This window comes from Lysinibacillus sp. NPDC094403 (assembly GCF_050278745.1).
Lineage (GTDB): Bacteria > Bacillota > Bacilli > Bacillales_A > Planococcaceae > Lysinibacillus.
The window spans coordinates 119,807-137,437 of the sequence record NZ_JBNNTL010000011.1; the positions used below are offsets into that span (position 1 = coordinate 119,807).

The following is a 17,631-nucleotide window of genomic DNA, read 5'->3' on the forward strand; positions in this document are numbered from 1 at the left end:
AATTACTCATTGCTAGATGAAGCTTGCTGTTCCAGATCTAGGAGCAGTGTCTTCATTTCTAATCCGCCCCGATAGCCAGTTAACGAGCCATTCTTTCCAATTACACGATGGCACGGTACAGTAATTAATACCGGATTAGCCCCAATAGCCGCTCCTACAGCACGAACAGCTGCTGGTTTATTTATAGCATTTGCAATGTCGGAATATGATTTCATCTGTCCATAAGGAATTTCACAAAGTGCATTCCAGACTGCTAGCTGAAATTGCGTACCTACGTACTCAAATGGAACAGTAAAGGTTCTCCGTTCTCCTTCTAAATACTGAGTGATTTCAACGACATAGGGTTCAAGCTTTTCATTATCTTCAACAAGAGGACTTCCTGGAAAGCGTTTCTTAGCCCATTCGAACAATTCCTCGAATGGTTTGTTCTGTGAACCTACAAACACAAGCCCCTTTGAAGTTGAAGCAATATAAAAATTCCAATCCTTTAACTTTAGTAAAGACCAATAAAGGGTTGGTTTATTCTTTGTTTCCATTGTACTTTTCCTCCATTTTATTCATTTGACGAAATTGTGCTGGTGTCTGTCCAGTTTTCTTTTTAAATAAAGTAATAAAATAAGGCGTGTTAGCCATACCCACACATATGGCTATATCTCCAATCGCTTTATTTGTCTGAATCAAATACTTTTTAGCAGCGTGTACTCTAACTTGTTGTATATACTCAACCGGCGTAATGCCTTTAATCTTTTTAAATGTTCGATGCATATGATAGGGGCTCCCATGACAAATATTTGCTAACGATTCTAGCGTTAATTTTTCTGTGAAATTTTTATCAATGTATTCAGTAATTACATCAACCCACTCGCTATCAGGCAGATTTTCATTAGTGGGCTTGCAACGTTTACAAGGACGAAAATTTGCGCGGAGGGCTTGTTCTGCGTTTGAAAAAATGCATACATTTTCTTTTTTCGGAACGCGAGATTTACAGGATGGTTTACAGAATATCCCTGTCGACTTTACAGCGTAGAAAAATTGATTATTGTACGCTGCATCATTATTTATAATTGCTTGCCACTTATCATCTGTTATCATTTCTATATCATTCAAAATTCTATGATCATAGCTCTCTTTATGTCCGTTATTGATACTATCTGGCATTTATCTCACCTCTCATTACAATATATTCTCTATAAATTCAGAATGTACAATTCTGGGAATAGAATAGCAAGATATTGAAGTATAATTTTTATTTTGAATCGTGAAAAATGATTCCAAGTCCGTACCGTTCTCCAGAAGTAACCGTGCTTACTCCGTGACGAACCGTATTTTTGTAATATCCTTTTTTACCTAGAACAGGTCTATGGTTAGTAGGAAAAATCAGCGCACTGCCTTGTTCTAAAGTAATTACATGTCCCCTACTCTGAGCACGTGGAATTTGTTCCACTAATAGAGATTCTCCACCGCAAAAGTCTTTATCTCGTTGATTTAATACAAATACTACTTGAAACGGGAAAAAAATGTCGCCATATAAATCTTGATGCAAACAATTAAACCCGAATGTTTCATACTTTAATATTAAAGGTGTCGGTCTAGTTTGTTCATATTCTTCACAGGTGTTCAAAAAATCTTGAAGATGATCTGGAAACTGTTCTGTTTTCTTTAAATAACCCAACCATCGATTGGCTGTTTTGGCCAATTCTGAATAAAAGGACTCTCTTAAACTTTGGATGATTTCAGGTAATGGATAGGAAAAATATTTGTACTCCCCATTCCCAAGGCGATATCTCGTCATATTGATTGTCGTTCTGTATGACTCTTCCTCACGATACAATTCAATAAAGAATTCACATTCCTCTTTTGTTAAAATTGCTGGAAGCTTTGCAAATCCTTGCTCATCTAATTCATATTGAATTGAATCCCAATTTAAGTTTTCGATACGTGTTTTTATATCTTGGACCATTTTTATCCACCCCTATTTAGCATTCTTGATAACTAACACTATAACCTCATAAATAGAAAAAAATAAGGTGTTTAGAATGTAATAGCAAGATAACAAAATTAGTAAAGATTATTATGTGATAAAGTAAAATTGCAATAGAAAATCGTATTAAGATGAGGAGAATGAAAAAGTGACATGGCATGAAGTCAATGATGTTATTGCAATTACATTACCTGAAAATTTCGATATGAATGCAAACCTAAGCTATCTAACAAGGGAAAAAAATGAATGCTTGTATGAAATAGAGAACGATATCATTACAAAAGTTATAGCCATTGGGGAATATCGGGCCTTAGTACAGATAAGCGTAATTAATAATAAACAAATGGTAGTTCAATTCCTAAATGATTCTAGACCTATTGAAAAGTGGCAACGGGAAGAGATTGTAAAATATATTCATGAATGGTTTGATCTTGATAACGATTTAACGCCATTTTATGAAATGGCAAAGGCAGATCCATTACTTAAAATGCCTGCCCAAAAATTCTATGGATTGCGAGTTATAGGCATTCCCCATTTATTTGAAGCTTTATGTTGGGGAGTTTTAGGGCAACAAATTAACTTAGCCTTCGCGTACGCCTTAAAGAAGCAATTTGTAGAAGGATTTGGTGATTCCATCGAATGGAATGGCAAAAAGTATTGGGTGTTCCCATCGTACGAACGAATTGCTCAGTTAACACCTACCGACCTAGCAGATATTAAAATGACGGTAAAAAAAAGTGAATATATCATCGGAATTGCCAAATTAATGGCAAGTGGAGAATTATCGAGGGAAAAATTAATGAATATGAACTTTAAAGATGCTGAAAAAAACTTAATTAAAATACGAGGAATCGGCCCTTGGACAGCCAATTATGTTCTAATGCGCTGTCTCAGGTTCCAGACAGCTTTCCCAATCGATGATGTGGGTCTTATTAATTCGATAAAAATATTACGTAATATGGATCGAAAGCCTACGAAAGATGAAATCTTAGAAATATCGTTGCCGTGGAAAAACTGGGAATCATACGCTACCTTTTATTTATGGCGTGTCCTATACTGAATAATTACAACTTAAACCGGTATGTACTCAATTAAAAGAGAATGAACTTTAAAACCAATCTTGTTGACCGACCTAAGGAGGAAAGATCTTGAAATTTAAGCCAAGGCTGATAATCTGTCCCACTGCCAGTTCCTCGACCCTCTTTAATCCACTTATCGATATTAGATATTCTTTTTCTTTTCGACACAAAAACACCCCTTTAGATAGTCATATCCAAAGGGGCAAAGCTTTGCGACTTTATTTTAAACATCGCAATTTTGTTTTAAATTCACAATAAACCCTATTTCATTATTTTATAGGCCACATTTTAACTGTGCAGTACAGTTTGTACATGTATTACAGCCGCCGATTTCCTCAACAGTTCCTTTACGGCATACTGGACAAGTATTACCTACATCTGAACCAATTACTGTTGTCGATTCTAATGCTTGAATTGTATCTACTAACACAACAGGACGTTTTGTTGGCTCTTCTACTAATTCTTCTTCAAATGATAGTTGATCCATATCATTTTCTTCAGCTTTCAGTGTCAGTACTTGAGAGTCACGGCTACCATCTACATAGACCGTACCACCTTTAGCGCCGCCTTTATATAAGCGCTCATATACTTTTTCAACTTGTTGTACTGTATAACCTTTTGGTGCGTTTACAGTTTTTGAAATAGATGAATCAATCCATTTTTGGATGATACATTGTACATCAGCATGCGCCTCTGGTTTTAACTCCATCGCCGTTACAAACCATTCAGGAAGGTCATTCTCATTTACTTCTGGATGACGTTCTAAATACTCTTGTACGATCTCTGCTTTCACCTCGATGAATTTACCTAAACGACCTGAACGGTAATATGTGAACGAGAAGTATGGCTCAAGACCAGTTGCCACGCCAACCATCGTACCAGTAGAACCAGTTGGAGCTACTGTTAGTAAATGCGAGTTGCGAATACCTGTTGCTAAAATTTGCTCTTTAATGTGAGCAGGCATTTTTTGCATAAAGCCTGTTTCAGTAAATGCTTTACGTAAACGTGCTGTCTCTTCCTCTGTTGCTCCTACAAGGAATGGGAAGCTACCACGCTCTTTTGCAAGCTCTGTTGAAGCCTCATACGCAGTCTCAGCAATCGTTTTAAAGATTTGATCGACTAACTCATTACCAGCTTCTGAGCCATATTCTTTTTCACAATAAATTAATAAATCCGCTAAGCCCATTACGCCCAAGCCAACACGACGCTCACCAAGAGCTTGTACACGGTTTTCTTCTAAGAAGTATGGTGTAGCATCAATTACATTATCCTGCATACGAACACCAACACGAACTGTTTCACGTAGTGCTTCGAAATCAATTGTTTGATTTTCTTTATTCGCAAACTGTGCTAAGTTCACAGCTGCTAAGTTACACACAGAATATGGTGCAAGTGGTTGTTCCAATTATTGTTATCCTAAAGGCTTTTTATCCTCTAGTTCTTACAGTTCAATTCCTGTAAGTTCAGCATACATTTTCATTACACTACTTTCTGTAATGTTGCGGTCTCGTGCCCGGATTATAGTCTACTAGGTAGGATCACCGGGTATGCGTTGCCCCTGACTGAAGTTTTACCTTTAGCCTTCGGTTCGGATTAGCATTCTCAGCCTTCCCGCTTTATCCCGCAATTTTTAACGTGAGGCGAAGTCCACCACACGGATTTGTCGCTACAACGCTTTGACCATAAGCTTTTGCATTTGTCATGTCATTGGCATTGTCGATGAAGAAAATACCTGGCTCTGCAGAGTATGTTGCACAAACGTTGATTAAATTCCATAATTCCTTCGCTTTAATCGTACGGTATGTGCGTACTTTATAGCCCATTTTCTCCCATTCGCGCACATCTCCAACTTTATGCCATTCAGTGTTGTAAACGTTCATTTCTTCTTTTGTATATTCTTCAACTGCTGGGAAGCGAAGCTCGAATTCGGCGTCATTTTCCACAGCTTGCATAAATTCTTTTGTTAATGTTACAGAAATATTTGCACCAGTTAAAAACTCTGGATTGTGAACAGTATAAGTACCACCATCACGTAATTTGTTTTCCGCTTCACGAATAATAGCCGTATCAAAACCGCCTAAGCCTTCAATACCTTTATAGTTTACAATGCCTTGATACATAGCTTCCTCTTGGAATGAAAGAGGCTTGAAGTTTAATTTTTCTTTTGCTAGTCGAACGATCGTTTCATCCGTTGTATTTTCGATTAGGTAACGCAGAATACGTGGATTTTGCATTTTTGAAATAATAAATTCCACGATATCAGGATGCCAATCTGCCAGCATAATCATTTGTGCCGATTTCTTACGCGGGTTCGCTACACCCACTCTCTATGTCACCATAGAAGTTGAGACCATATCTTACATCTAATTAGATGTCCTCGCACTTCGGAGTGGCTTCACTCCTACTCTACTCACTTCCGCTAACTTAGCGTGCTTTCGATGGTCGTTGAACCTTCCTCTCTGAAAGAGGCTTGGCTGCTGATTGTCTTTATCCCACTGCTATTTTCAAGCATTCACGCTTACCGTTTCCAGTTACGTTGTAGCTAGCAGTGCATTTATAATGCGTTGTTTAACATTTTCAAAATCATTTTTTATCTCATCTTCCCAGAAACGGAGTAAAGTGTAACCGTGAACTGCTGCAATTTGATTTTTTTCAATATCCCTGGCTTTTATCCTCTTTTGTACTTCATAAAAAGAAGAATAAAAATTTGGATTTCCATGCCAAAAATCACCATCACATTCAATTAGAATATTTGCACCTAGTAGTAAAAAATCAAATTGCGCACCTTCAAATATGAAGGAATATTTGTAGGGGATTGATTGTTCAAGTAAGAAATACTCTACAGCTCTTTCAATACTAGTTTTTCTAAATGTTTCTCTCTCTAATTGTTTTAATGCAGCTTGTCGAATTTTTTCGATTGTTTCTTTACTATAAACCCCTGTCTTACCGCTATTCCACGAAGGAGTTCCATTTATTTTTCTAGTTTTAGCTGTTTTAGCAATTATATTTTCAAAATGAACCTTCTTTTGTTCATCTGGCATTTCATTATGCCATTTTCCTGTATTTTGTGATCGAAGCTTACTTGTACACTCTTTACTACACGTTTTAGTCTGCCGATGTTTTTCATCGAAAAGTTTCCCACAAATTACACAAGTTAAAGGCTCACCTTTTCCTCGACAGCTTCTACTACAAAATTGATTGGGAATACCTCGCCTCAATTTAACCTTTTTATTACATAAAATATATTGGCAGGTCACCATTTCTATTGGATAAAAATAAGATATTAAATAATTATCTAATGTTAAGTTATGCTCATTTTTTAAATGAGACGTAAACCATCCTTGCTTATTATGATTTATTGTAAAACCACATATTAAACAAGTTTGTGGCTGTTTCGCATCATAAACATCCATATTTCCCACCTCGATTAAAGTGACAATATTTCTGTTAAAGAGTTTCCAGCAATTCACGAGGTTTGTTTACGCAGAAGCACCTAGATTATGTTGACCTCTGCGGCTTCCACCTTGTTCGACAAGATGAGTCAGCTTCGCAATATCATCTAACCATGATACAGAGCCAGATGATTTACCATTTACACCACGTGCTAAAGTGTTACGTGGACGCAATGTAGAACCATTTGTCCCTACACCACCACCGCGGCTCATAATTTCCATCACTTGCTTACGGTGATCACTTATTCCTTCACGTGAATCTGCTACAAATGGCATTACGTAACAGTTGAAGAAAGTTACATCTGTTTCAGAACCTGCTCCGTAAATAACTCGTCCAGCTGGAATGAATTTCAATGATACTAGCTGATCATAAAACTTCTCAAACCATTCTTGGCGTTTCTCTGGTGTTTTTTCAACAGTAGCAAGCCCTGTTGCATTTCGTTTTGCGATTTGTTCATAAAATATTTCAAGAGGCTTTTCTAGCACGTCAATTGAACGCGTGATGACACCTGTTTCTTGCTCATTTGGATCATCTAAAGCACTACGGTAATCTTCCTCAATCAAAATTTCTGCTGTTTTTGTAGACATATCAAGCTTTTGGATTGTCCCTAAGCCACGTGCAGGGAATTTTGGATCTGCCTTCACTGTTAATACGACGAAATCACCGGCTTTTAACGTTTTCTTCTCCGTATCCTTAAACGAGTAGCGATCGATCATCACAAGTCTTGATACACCTTTATGCGTAATGTGCATATCTGGTGTTACAGGATGAACCTGTGAAAATTGTTCAATATCTTTGTTTAACTGTTCAAATTTGTTTACTTCGGGTTGATGATTTGTGAGTACCATCGTTTTGCCTCCCTTTTTTCTGCCTTACATAATAAATACACAATATCATGTGTCGTTAAACACTACATATTGTGTATGTTTCTTTACAAAAGATACTATATATAGATTTCCAATGCAACTCTTGCAATTTCGAATAGAATCCGAACTGCTTGTTATCACTAGGGATAAACGATAAAAAAATATTTTTCTTATACCATTTTTTTATTTTTTGAAGTTCCAATCATCACATGCATATTTTTTATCTTCTAGTGCATGTACATACTCTAATTGCTCCTCAGAAAGTGTAAATGGTTTTAAATCAATTTGCAACGATTTTGCAAAACCATCACGGAAAGCTGTCACACATTGTTCAATAGTCACTGGCTCTTTAACAAGGTTATTGATAGCAACCGCTTTCTCTGGCATCTTTCTACGCATCCGGTCCTTAGCCTCTTCACTTGAAAAATTGAAGACAGACAATAATTTTTCTTGATCTAAATCAAGTAAAATAGCTCCGTGCTGTAAAATAACACCTTTTTGACGAGTTTGTGCACTACCAGCTACTTTTTTACCTTCTACAACAAGCTCATACCAGCTTGGCGCATCAAAGCAAACTGCGCTTTTTGGTTTCTTTAAGTCTGCTCTTTGTTCTTCTGTATCAGGTACACTAAAATAAGCATCCATTCCTAGATTATGAAAACCTTGCAATATACCTTCACTTAATACTCTATATGCCTCTGTCACTGATTCAGGCATATCTGGATAGCTTTCAGAAACAATGACACTATATGTCAATTCATGTTCATGTAAAACAGCTCTACCACCTGTTGGACGACGAACAAAGCCAAGTCCTTGTTCTCGTACCGCTTCTAGATTGATATCTCTTTTCGCTTGCTGAAAATAGCCAATCGAAAGTGTTGCTGGCTCCCATTCATAAAAACGAATAACTGGTGGAATTACACCTTCACTATGCCAATCAAGTAATGCTTCATCTAAAGCCATATTAAAAGAAGGGCTACATTTCCCTGAATTTATAAAATACCAAGTTGTCATTTTTTCATCTCCTACGAATATTTAATTGAACATTAGCTAACGTGTACAAAAATAAGTCTCATCACCATAATGAGGGGGTGATTACCGTTCCGGCTGGGCACTTTCCGCTGACGCTTCGCTTTCGCGCAGAGTAAATCTTCCTGGGGGCGTCCGATAAGCCGCTTCGCTTCGCCGCAGGGTCTCGGGCCAACACGACGTTGGTCACGAAGGCGTTATCACAGGATGTGATGCTCTTAGCCTTTGTTCCCCTATCGCTGATCCCCAAGGAGTCTCCCTGCCTACACTCCAATCAACCTATATATGGCTTTGCATTTAAATAAATGTCATCCTACTCTAGGTAATGAGCAAAAAACAATACTTCTCAAAATTTTGACACTCTGCGTTTAGTTCTATTCTTTTTTGAAGTAATCATCCACCCAAGTCTAAGAATGTGGTGGAATGATTCTGTGACCTTTCACTAATAACATCCATAAATATAGATAGATTAATTCTAGCCACAATGTAATTAATTTTATCAAACTCATTGGACTATCGCTAGCGCTTCTTTTATAATAATAAAGAAGATAGAAAGGGGTAAGAAAATTTTGGACATACTTATCACAATCGGTGTTATTTTAGTAGTCGTAATTGTATATATCGGCATCAATGCCATGCGACTAAAAAAAGCCGTAACAAACCTAACACAAGAACAATTTATTGAAGGCTATCGTAAAGCACAACTTATCGACGTACGTGAGCAAAAAGAATTTGATGCTGGTCACATTCTTGGTGCACGTAATGTTCCTTCAACAACTCTACGTCAACGTTACAAAGAAATTCGCCCAGATTTACCAGTATATTTATACTGTCAAAATACAGGCCGTAGCTCACGAGCTGCGCTTTATCTTAAAAAACGTGGCTACAACCAAATTTACCAACTTCAAGGCGGCTTCCGTACTTGGACAGGTAAAATAAAGTCCAAAAAGTAATTAATGTAACAAAATCGATAAAACACTAGTGACTGATGAAATAAATTCACACTTAGAAACTAAGTGAATTTATATATATTTACCTATGTCGCTTTGTTTTATACAGAAAGAAACCATCTCAAATGACTATGAGATGGTTTCTTTTTCGCAAAAAATTCTGAGTTTCTACTATTATTATACTAATCGTTATACGTCTAACAAGTTAGTTCATGATTGTGCATGGAAAGAATAAGGTAAAACAGTACATGACATACGTTTTAACAAATGTCATTCCTCTACTTTTGCTGATGAGCCCACTTCATATCAGATATTAAATATCATCCACATATTAACATATGTCTAAAAATACTATTTTTCGTAAAAAATTTACCTAGACGAACTCCAATCTTCTTTTTTTCTGAAAAATGCCTGAAATTTATCCTTGAATAATTATGTAAGCACTGATAGGATGTATAATATCTTAAAATAATGTCATTAAGACATACAATACAAGCTATGAATGCTATGGATAACACTATAGCAGGAGCAGTTCTGGAGAGAGCGCATTTTGCGTCGCCGAAGGGTTCACTATCTCAGGCAAAAGGACAGAGGAGTAATATCAACTTTCATCATGAAAGCTATACCACACGAATGTTTTCTTTTTTTTACATACAACATCCAAGCGGTATTTGTTATTCTGTCGTTTACGAGACTAGTGTCACTACTAGTCTCTTTTTTTATTTTCCAGTCATAGTTTTTACATATCTTTGAGGGGGATTAACGTGGAACAACAACAATTAAAACGTGATTTAAAAAATCGTCATGTGCAGCTCATTGCGATTGGCGGAACAATAGGTACTGGTTTATTTTTAGGATCAGGTAAAGCCATTGCTTTAGCGGGACCTTCTATCATCTTTGCCTATCTAATTGTCGGTACTGCCCTATTTTTTGTCATGCGGGCATTAGGTGAACTGTTATTATCAAATGCTGGCTATTCATCATTTACTGATTTTGCATCCGAATACATAGGACCTTGGGCAGGTTACATCACTGGCTGGACATACTGGTTCTGCTGGATTATGACCGCTATGGCAGATATTATTGCTGTCGGCGTTTATATAAAATATTGGTTTGATATACCTCAATGGGTGCCTGCAATTGGCTGTTTAGTACTGTTATTAATATTGAATTTATTGACTGTAAAACTATTTGGTGAACTAGAATTTTGGTTTGCCCTTATAAAAGTCATCACAATTGTTGCGTTGATTATTATTGGACTATTCATGTTATTTACAGGATTTCAAACAAGCTCTGGCACAGTTTCGGTTGAAAATCTATGGTCACATGGTGGGTTATTCCCGAACGGCCTATATGGGTTCCTAATGGCATTCCAAATGGTTGTTTTCGCTTTTGTTGGAGTCGAATTAGTAGGGGTTTCTGCTGCAGAAACGGCCAATCCTAAAAAAAATATTCCTTCTGCCATTAACAAAATTCCATTACGCATTTTATTATTCTACGTAGGGGCGTTATTTGTTATTTTATGCATTAATCCTTGGTATGAAATGTCTGCATCAAGTAGTCCATTTGTACAAGTATTTACACTAGCTGGTATTCCAATTGCTGCAGGTATTATTAATTTTGTCGTTCTAACATCTGCTGCTTCGGCCGGTAATAGTGGTTTATTTTCTACAAGTCGCATGCTTTTTAATCTTGGAAACAACAAGCAAGCTTCGCCAGCGTTTGCAAAGCTCAATAAAAACAGTGTACCAAGTAACGCACTCGTTGTGTCTGCAGTTGTTGTATCCGCCGGTGCATTACTAAGTAAATTAATGCCTGAAAATGCCTTTAGTGTTGTTACAACGATTAGTGCTATTTGCTTTATCTGGGTGTGGAGTATTATATTAATCTCTCATATTATTTATAAACGAAAAAATCGTGCACTTCATGAAGCATCGATTTTCAAGGCACCTTTTACTCCATTCGTGAACTATTTAGTGCTTGCCTTCTTTGCATTTCTATTAGTAGTCATGTTCATTTCAGAGGCAACACGTACAGCATTACTTTTAACACCAATTTGGTTTATCGTACTAATGATTATTTATAAAATGAAAAGAAAGAACTAATACGGTGAAATGAATTGTCCTGGATAGTGACACTTTACAGAAAGTGATCCTATTCAGGGCTTTATTTTTTGTCCGAAAGCGAAACCGCAGCAAAAATCACAAAAAAGATGACTTCGTCCATTTACTGAAGTCATCTTTCTTTGATTGATTAAAAAATATTCATATTCCACTCAGTAGCAATATGCTTGAGCAAATTCACACCGGCTACACTGTTCCCGATGTCATCAATTGCTGGTCCATATATACCAATACCGCAACCAGCAGGGAACGGTGAATCTAGACCTGCGTGACTTGGCACAGCCGCCAAAATTGCTCCAGAGACACCACTTTTAGCGGGTAACCCTATAAATGCAGCAAATTTACCAGAAGCATTATACATACCGCATGTAACCATCAATGCCTTTGCTAATTTTGCTACTTGTTTAGGAAACAGCTGTTTATTTAAATGAGGATGATAGCCATCATTGGCGATTACTAAACCAATCATCGCTAAATCCGAAACATTTACTTCAATAGCGCATTGTTTCAAATAAACCTCCAATGCCTCCTCTACAGGACAATCTAAATAGCCAGAATCCATTAAATAGTATGCTAATGATCGATTACGATTAGCTGTTTGCCATTCAGATTGAAAAACCTCTTCATTTACCCTTATTTTTTTGCCAACGATTTGTTCTAAAAAATTTAGGATTTTTGAAACCTTCTCTTGTGGTGAATTTCCGTCAAGCATAGAGGATACTGTAATCGCTCCTGCATTAATCATTGGGTTAAAAGGTTTTCCAGGTTGATGGCTTTCAAGACGAATGATTGAATTGAAGGTATCACCTGTAGGTTCAACATCTACTCGCTCTAAAACATAGGGTAATCCCCGTTCCATACACGCTAAAATAAATGTCACAACTTTTGAAACACTTTGCAGAGTAAATAGTTCAGTTGTCTCTCCGGCTTTCATTTCGTCATTATTAGTCCCGATAATCGAAATCGCTAATTGATTTGGATCTTTTTCCGCTAAAGCGGGAATATAGCTTGCGCATTGTCCCTCTTTCGCATAAGGACGAAATTGTTTCACCGATTCTGCTACAAGGTCATGATGATCGTTGATATGATTTGTCGGCAATTTTGTGTTCTCCTTCCAAAAAAATGAATCTTCGTTACTCTTCCGTACACTTCACTAAAAAAATTTAATGCTAGGCAAAAACAGAGCCTCCCTAGTTTACACTATGAAGACTCTTTCCGATATAATTTTTTAAAGCTTTGGAGGCTTCGTACCTTCTGGAATTAATGATTAACTGTAAATAGTATAGCGAAGATTTGATATTCTACACAAATGAAAAAAATAAATTTATCAATAGACTTTTTCGCTACAGAAAAACCCCGAATAAATTCGTTATTCGGGGTTAGTACTAATTAAAATATTATGGCTGCATTTGTTTATAAAGAAGTTCAAGCTTTTTAGAAAGCTTGCCATAAGCAGTTTGCCATGTCTTATATGCAGCTGGCTTATTTTCTTCTGTTGCCGCTTCGTAAGTTTTATATAACTCAAATACTTCCGAAACTTTTTTCAAATCACTTTCTGCCTGCGTTAGCTTCGAGTAATTTTTCACTATTTTTTTCTCAGTAGAACTAAGCTTGTCATACGATGTACGAATTTTCGTAACTTCAGTATCTAAATTGGCAATATATTCTCCATTTTTCTCAAGCCCATTGATCATTTCCACCAAATTTAAAGCAGATTCGTTTGTAGCTTGTTGTTTTGCTTCTGCTTCAACAATTTTTTTCCGAACACTTTCATTTATTAAACTCGTCTGTTTTGACGTCAATTTTGAAAATGCTTTAATAACAGTTGCTGGATTTTTTTCGAATGATTTATCATACTGCTTCATGAATGACTCTACTTTTTTCACATCAGAGACAGCCGTAGTTAAGATAGAAGCATTGGTAACACGTTTTTTATCACTAGAGCTTAGCTTATTATATTGAGTTGATAGCTCTTTAATTTTTTCCATAGATACTGTGTACATATCATTGTTTATAATTGCAGCGATTTCACTCTCTAATTTTGATACGTCTGGAACATTGCCATCTAATAGTTTAAGTAATTTTTCATACTCATCTTTAGCTAAATGCTGTTGGTTTGCAGGTAACTTTGCATAAGCTGTTTGCACTGTTTGAATTTTCTTAACCTGCTTCGTAACATCCGTTTCCTCTTTAGCATCTTGTACTTTTTTAAGGAACGATTTGGCGCCTGAAATATCTTTACTTGCTGCTGTTAGTAGGTCGTAATTCGTCACATATTTACGGGCTTCGGATGATAATTTTTTATATTCCGCTGTAGCACTCGCTACTTCTGTTTCTAATTGCTGCAGAGAATAGTTGGTGATGTTTGCAAAAGAATCGATTTTTGTTTTTAAAGCTAGGGCTGCTGCTTTATCTTGTGGTTCCTTACCACCGTTACCAACAGTCACATCTTGTGAATTATTTAAAAACTCTTTTGCATTATACACAAGTGATTGCTGTAAACTTGTTAGCTTATTATAGGCTTTTAGTGTACTGCTATAGCTTGATTTTAGCTTACTCTCTGAGACTCCCGGTGTTTTCTTAAGTTTCAGATAGGCATCCATGTCCTTAATAACTTTTTCAGCCGTTTTAAGATCTTTTTGCAATGTTAAAATACGATCATAGTCTTTAATTTGTGCCGCTGAAGTCTTCGTTAAGTTTTTATAATCACTGATTATTTTATTGACATTATCTACGTTCTCTTTCCATGTCTCTTTTGTAGGATTAATCGGATACTGCTTGTCCCCAACATACGATTGAATTAATGCGTTTAATTTCATAATTTGAATTTGTTCTGCATTTTCCGCATTCTGCAATTTTTCTTTATACGTATTTGGAACTAATAGCATTTGCTTGTAAGTAAATTTTTCGTAAGTAGAGCGTATCGATTTTGCAGTAGTCACTTGCTTGCTCGGTGTATCATTTGGCGACAATTTATCAAATGATTTTAAGAACTGCTCAATTTTCTTAATATCTTGCTTCGCTTCTTTTAATATTGTTTGGTTTTGTACGATTGCTTGGTAATCTTTTGACAGTTTTGATATACGCGTTTCTATTTGGTTCACTGCCGCTTGTAAAGACTCTAAGCTAGAAGGAACATACTTGACATAAGAATTTTCGTAGGATATTAATGCAGTAATTTGTTTATTAATCTCTCTTACTTCCGTAAGCTCGTCAATATTGGATGGGTTATGCAATGCCATTTTTATCGCATTGTATATTTCATCACTAACATCTAAACTGCGCTGTAAATAGTCCAGCTTATTATAGCCTGCTTCAAGATTTTTCAAAAACTGAGGTAAATCCTTTTTATCAACATTGCCCATTTTATTCAATTTTTCTTTTAATGCTTCGATAGCTGCAATATCTGCAAGCGCTCGTTTCAAAACATCATAATTAGGAACATTCGCCTTTGCAGCACTTGATAGAGCTTGATATTTTTTATCTAAGTCTTTCGCAAGTGCCTGAAATTCTCCAAAGGTTGTTGTCAAATTATATTTGTTGCCATCCTTCAGTAAATCTTTAATATTCTTCGTTAATGTCTCTGTCGGCTGTTTAGATACTGTAAGTACTTTTGAGGGACGCGATTCAAGTGTATATGCACCTACTTTCGCAGTTACTTTCACTACAATATCTTTCGGTTCCTTGTCTAAGGCATCCGTAGGAATCGTATATGTTGCTCCAGTTGCCCCATTAATAATTGAAAAGACTTCCCCTACTTTATAAAACCATTGATAGCTGTATGTAATTTGGTTACTTTCTAATTTCGTACCATTTGCATCGATTACATTTGCGCCTACCACTTTAACAGTATCACCTGGTGTCACAAAGTTAGTTGATGAGTAACCTTCAAAAACTGGTTCTTCAATGCTTAATTGCAATGGCTTTATCGTACATGTATTACTTTTATAAGTATCACTTGAAGTGATCGCTTTTACGATAATCGTTTTCTTTTCTGCTTCAGCAGGAACTTTTAAGGATATGCCTGTAGCACCAGGAATCAGTTTTTCAGAACCATCCGCTTCAATATAGTACCATTGATAACTGTTTACATATGTATTAGACGGTAAATTTTTCACATCCGCTGTGATTATGTCATTGACCTTCGCATCTGCGTTTATTTTAATAGTTGATGTTTCTTCTGCCCCTACTACTGCTGGTGCAACAATGACTGCAGGTATTGCAGCAACTGATAATAAAAACTTTTTATTCAAGTCGTTTGTCCTCCTTTATACCTTCTAAATTTTATATCGGTATGAATCTAAAAATTTCCCTCTTTTTTGGAAATCTATCCAAAAAGGTAGATAATACTCATTATTCCAATTATAAATATCACTTTTTTGATATTTCCAACTTCGAACTAGCGATTTTTTCGCATCAAAATATATAATCTATTTAACTATATGACATGAACAAATAGGACTTAGTGCTTTTTTATATAAATAGGAAGAAATAACGTCTTTCTAACTCATCTCCATAAACTATTTCCAGTATTAAGAAATATATGTATAATACAACTGTTATTTGGATATTAAAGTAAAACAAGGAGTCTGATGGGATTGTGGAAAATCTTTATAAACCTAGTTTAACAGGAAATGATATAGGCAAGACAAGAAGCTACGACATTAGTAATCTATTTTTTGTTGCTATGTTTGGTGGTCTTTTTGCTATGGCAGCAGTAGGTCTACAAAATGCTAAATGGCTAAAAATCGAGAAAAAATACATTCAGCTATTAACGATTATTAGTATTGTCCTTATTATTGCGAAGCTTGCAGTCGTTTACGCAATTGGGGAACAAATAATAGCCGATGAAAAGTCGATCATAGTTGTTGACCGACTTTTCGGGATTGCATGCTTTTTCATCTTCTTTGTCTTTCTAAATAAGCCCTATAAAGAGCATTTGGCAGTAGACGGTGGAACTGAATTATTATGGAAGTCAGGCTTTATCACATTCATCGACTCTAGCTTACTCGATGCTTTGGTTACGATATTCTTACTAGTACTTTAAGAATGGAGATAAATATTTAATGAATGATTACGAAGAATATGAAGAATCTTCCTTTGAAGTTATCGAGCATTATTTTTATATAGGGAAATTCCCCCAAGTTATAGAACTTATTAACGTGGAATTACATAACAATATTGAAAATAGCTGGCTTTGGTATATGTTAGGTTACAGTAATTATGCAATAAACGAGTTTGACAAGGCTGAAGAACAGTTTCACGAAGCAATGAGATTAGGCTATGATGAGGAAACCATCTTTGATTTACTTGGCCACCTTTATACGGAAACCCAGCGATGGCAAGAAGCGGAAGAAGCCTTTCTTGAAGCTCTTCGCATTAATCCAAATGGTGCAGGAGCACATGCTGGCTATGCTGCTTTAATGAAACAAACAGGACATCGTGAAAAAGCAAAATTATTAATATATAAAGCATTAGAATTAGATCCAGAAAATTCTTATGTGTTACGTAGAAACTTAATTTTAGAAGGTATGAATAGAAATAAAGAGCAACAAATCCTTGCATTAGAACAATATATGAATTCAACAGATAGTGAATCGACCAAATTGTTGATCCTTGGAAAAAATGCCACACTTCGAAATAATAAAAAAGAAGCGAAAGAATATTAAAGTGTACCCTTTGTAAAGGACATTTTGAAAAAAAGCTAGGCAACCTTTTGAAGCTGCTGTCTGTATTTTGCAGGCGGTAGCTTTTTCAAGTTCCATTACCCTCGATAATGGTTGTAATACATCATATAACTTTTCACTTCTCGTTTTACTTCTTCTAATGTTTCGCACGCTTTTATATTGCTTTCATCTTTAAAATGACCGAAGAAGGATTCTTGGGGGGCGTTATCCCAACAGTTTCCTCGGCGTGACATCGATTGCCCTAGTCCCATTTTCTTCACAAGTTTCTGGAATTGTGGATTCGTATAATGGAATCCTTGATCTGAATGAATAAATGCATCTCCCGTTAAATGGTGGTGATTTCGCTTCAATTTACGAAGAGTATCGATCGCGATATCCATACTTAATGAAGCAGATACTTCATACGCTAAAATTTCGTTTGTCTCAGCGTCCTTAATCGTTGATAAATAAGCACGTTTGCCGT

At 36.1% G+C, this 17,631-nt stretch carries 13 protein-coding genes, 3 pseudogenes and 1 riboswitch; of the genes and pseudogenes, 5 read left to right on the forward strand and 11 right to left on the reverse strand.

Annotation, left to right across the window (positions count from 1 at the left end; all coding sequences use genetic code 11):
• Positions 1 to 2: 2 nt before the first annotated feature.
• The 3 genes from adaB to ACQKMV_RS16380 all read right to left on the reverse strand — a co-directional run bounded on the left by adaB (position 3) and on the right by ACQKMV_RS16380 (position 1,960).
• Complete coding sequence (adaB, locus tag ACQKMV_RS16370; protein ID WP_427505229.1) at positions 3 to 536, reverse strand: methylated-DNA--[protein]-cysteine S-methyltransferase; 534 nt, start codon at positions 534 to 536, stop codon at positions 3 to 5.
• Positions 520 to 1,158 carry a bifunctional transcriptional activator/DNA repair enzyme AdaA gene (locus tag ACQKMV_RS16375; protein ID WP_427505231.1) on the reverse strand — a complete coding sequence of 213 codons (639 nt, stop codon included), beginning with the start codon at positions 1,156 to 1,158 and terminating at the stop codon, positions 520 to 522. The genes adaB and ACQKMV_RS16375 overlap by 17 nt, the downstream gene beginning before the upstream one ends.
• A gap of 88 nt (positions 1,159 to 1,246) precedes the next feature.
• Complete coding sequence (locus tag ACQKMV_RS16380) at positions 1,247 to 1,960, reverse strand: 2OG-Fe(II) oxygenase (protein ID WP_427505232.1); 714 nt, start codon at positions 1,958 to 1,960, stop codon at positions 1,247 to 1,249.
• Between the two features lie 169 nt (positions 1,961 to 2,129).
• Between ACQKMV_RS16380 and ACQKMV_RS16385 the strand changes: the two genes are divergently transcribed.
• Positions 2,130 to 3,041 (forward strand): DNA glycosylase, encoded by a 912-nt coding sequence (locus ACQKMV_RS16385; RefSeq protein WP_427505233.1) that lies wholly within the window; start codon positions 2,130 to 2,132, stop codon positions 3,039 to 3,041.
• A gap of 293 nt (positions 3,042 to 3,334) precedes the next feature.
• On the opposite strand, the pseudogene ACQKMV_RS16390 reads toward ACQKMV_RS16385, so the two are convergent.
• The 5 genes and pseudogenes from ACQKMV_RS16390 to ACQKMV_RS16410 form a co-directional block, all read right to left on the reverse strand.
• Positions 3,335 to 4,462 (reverse strand): annotated as a pseudogene (locus ACQKMV_RS16390) (ribonucleoside-diphosphate reductase); the annotation flags it as partial.
• Between the two features lie 247 nt (positions 4,463 to 4,709).
• Positions 4,710 to 5,384, reverse strand: a pseudogene (locus ACQKMV_RS16395) (hypothetical protein); the annotation flags it as partial.
• A gap of 207 nt (positions 5,385 to 5,591) precedes the next feature.
• The gene (locus ACQKMV_RS16400; RefSeq protein ID WP_427505235.1) at positions 5,592 to 6,473 is read right to left on the reverse strand and encodes an endonuclease domain-containing protein; all 882 of its coding nucleotides are present in this window, start codon (positions 6,471 to 6,473) and stop codon (positions 5,592 to 5,594) included.
• A gap of 93 nt (positions 6,474 to 6,566) precedes the next feature.
• Positions 6,567 to 7,361: pseudogene (locus ACQKMV_RS16405) on the reverse strand (ribonucleotide reductase N-terminal alpha domain-containing protein); the annotation flags it as partial.
• Between the two features lie 201 nt (positions 7,362 to 7,562).
• On the reverse strand, positions 7,563 to 8,393 hold the full coding sequence (locus ACQKMV_RS16410) for a lipoate--protein ligase family protein (RefSeq protein WP_427505237.1): 831 nt from the start codon (positions 8,391 to 8,393) through the stop codon (positions 7,563 to 7,565).
• A 584-nt stretch (positions 8,394 to 8,977) separates the two neighbouring features.
• Between ACQKMV_RS16410 and ACQKMV_RS16415 the strand changes: the two genes are divergently transcribed.
• Both ACQKMV_RS16415 and ACQKMV_RS16420 read left to right on the forward strand, forming a co-directional pair.
• The gene (locus tag ACQKMV_RS16415; protein ID WP_427423120.1) at positions 8,978 to 9,361 is read left to right on the forward strand and encodes a rhodanese-like domain-containing protein; all 384 of its coding nucleotides are present in this window, start codon (positions 8,978 to 8,980) and stop codon (positions 9,359 to 9,361) included.
• Positions 9,362 to 9,882: 521 nt separating this feature from the next.
• A riboswitch (glycine riboswitch) is annotated at positions 9,883 to 9,959 on the forward strand.
• Positions 9,960 to 10,122: 163 nt separating this feature from the next.
• On the forward strand, positions 10,123 to 11,463 hold the full coding sequence (locus ACQKMV_RS16420; protein ID WP_427505239.1) for an amino acid permease: 1,341 nt from the start codon (positions 10,123 to 10,125) through the stop codon (positions 11,461 to 11,463).
• A 148-nt stretch (positions 11,464 to 11,611) separates the two neighbouring features.
• On the opposite strand, the gene ACQKMV_RS16425 is transcribed toward ACQKMV_RS16420, so the two are convergent.
• Positions 11,612 to 12,580 carry a glutaminase gene (locus ACQKMV_RS16425; protein WP_427505240.1) on the reverse strand — a complete coding sequence of 323 codons (969 nt, stop codon included), beginning with the start codon at positions 12,578 to 12,580 and terminating at the stop codon, positions 11,612 to 11,614.
• A 298-nt stretch (positions 12,581 to 12,878) separates the two neighbouring features.
• Positions 12,879 to 15,734: a hypothetical protein gene (locus ACQKMV_RS16430; RefSeq protein ID WP_427505242.1), complete on the reverse strand. Its 2,856-nt coding sequence runs from the start codon at positions 15,732 to 15,734 to the stop codon at positions 12,879 to 12,881.
• A 347-nt stretch (positions 15,735 to 16,081) separates the two neighbouring features.
• On the opposite strand from ACQKMV_RS16430, the gene ACQKMV_RS16435 reads away from it, so the two are divergent.
• Both ACQKMV_RS16435 and ACQKMV_RS16440 read left to right on the forward strand, forming a co-directional pair.
• Complete coding sequence (locus tag ACQKMV_RS16435; protein WP_427505243.1) at positions 16,082 to 16,528, forward strand: hypothetical protein; 447 nt, start codon at positions 16,082 to 16,084, stop codon at positions 16,526 to 16,528.
• A gap of 19 nt (positions 16,529 to 16,547) precedes the next feature.
• On the forward strand, positions 16,548 to 17,150 hold the full coding sequence (locus ACQKMV_RS16440; protein WP_427505244.1) for a tetratricopeptide repeat protein: 603 nt from the start codon (positions 16,548 to 16,550) through the stop codon (positions 17,148 to 17,150).
• A 95-nt stretch (positions 17,151 to 17,245) separates the two neighbouring features.
• Here ACQKMV_RS16440 and ACQKMV_RS16445 read toward each other — a convergent pair.
• The coding region (locus ACQKMV_RS16445; RefSeq protein ID WP_427505246.1) for a DDE-type integrase/transposase/recombinase at positions 17,246 to 17,631 on the reverse strand (386 nt) is incomplete at its 5' end.

Coding starts and splice junctions, on each gene's coding strand:
- adaB (WP_427505229.1), bottom strand. CDS start 536: ATGGAAACAAAGAATAAACCAACCCTTTATTGGTCTTTACTAAAGTTA.
- ACQKMV_RS16375 (WP_427505231.1), bottom strand. CDS start 1,158: ATGCCAGATAGTATCAATAACGGACATAAAGAGAGCTATGATCATAGA.
- ACQKMV_RS16380 (WP_427505232.1), bottom strand. CDS start 1,960: ATGGTCCAAGATATAAAAACACGTATCGAAAACTTAAATTGGGATTCA.
- ACQKMV_RS16400 (WP_427505235.1), bottom strand. CDS start 6,473: ATGGATGTTTATGATGCGAAACAGCCACAAACTTGTTTAATATGTGGT.
- ACQKMV_RS16410 (WP_427505237.1), bottom strand. CDS start 8,393: ATGACAACTTGGTATTTTATAAATTCAGGGAAATGTAGCCCTTCTTTT.
- ACQKMV_RS16440 (WP_427505244.1), top strand. CDS start 16,548: ATGAATGATTACGAAGAATATGAAGAATCTTCCTTTGAAGTTATCGAG.